The sequence below is a fragment of the Pseudoalteromonas sp. SCQQ13 genome (assembly GCF_015864415.1).
GTDB classification, from domain to species: Bacteria; Pseudomonadota; Gammaproteobacteria; order Enterobacterales; family Alteromonadaceae; genus Pseudoalteromonas; species Pseudoalteromonas nigrifaciens.
This window is the reverse complement of sequence record NZ_JADYXG010000058.1, coordinates 1-640: the sequence shown is the minus strand read 5'-3', so window position 1 is coordinate 640 and position 640 is coordinate 1. Positions and strand designations below refer to the sequence as shown.

Here is a 640-nt window from a genome sequence, read left to right as displayed (position 1 = left end):
GTACCTTGTGGTGTTTGTACAAAGTCGTGTTTTTTTAGGCCAAATAGCTTGCCGACTGGTATCCGCTTTTCGGAGCGAACCCCCTTTGTCTGTTGGTAGTCACCAGAAGCCACATGACGTTTACGTAAAACATGTTTGGCTTGTTGTACAAGCTCGCCATTTTCACAACAAATTGACACGGCATCATAGTAATGAGTTTTCGGTAAGCCCAATACTTGCTCGCGCTTAAATTTGGTCACATAGCCAAACGTTTCTTCAAAATCCCAGCACTGTTTTAACTGGACTTTGACTATACCTATTTCAGTCGCATGTTTTGTCTTTGAGCGCTTCACTTTTAGCTCAAACTTTCCTGCATGTAAATCATTATGGCACGTCTCGCATAGCGTTATTAGGTTACAGGGTGCATCAGTGCCGCCCTGAGAACGAAATACTTTGTGGTGTACGTGCAGCTTGGCGCTGTGCTTCGTTTTGTGTCCACTTTGACATTTATAATTGTCACGCTGCAATACGTAGGCTTTAACGTTGTAGTAGCCCAGCTGTGCGCCTTGCTGGTAGCCGGCACCAGTCACAATTGGGTTAGTTATCTTGTGTATATCGAAGCTAGCAGTTTCAACCTTCCAATGTGAAATTGGTAAGATAG

The 640-nt window shown here is 44.1% G+C and carries 1 protein-coding gene; it reads right to left on the bottom strand.

Going from position 1 to position 640, the window contains the following annotated elements; genetic code table 11:
• Positions 1-640 (bottom strand): HNH endonuclease (locus I6F41_RS17965; protein ID WP_197108916.1); only part of this gene is annotated, 640 nt, incomplete at both ends.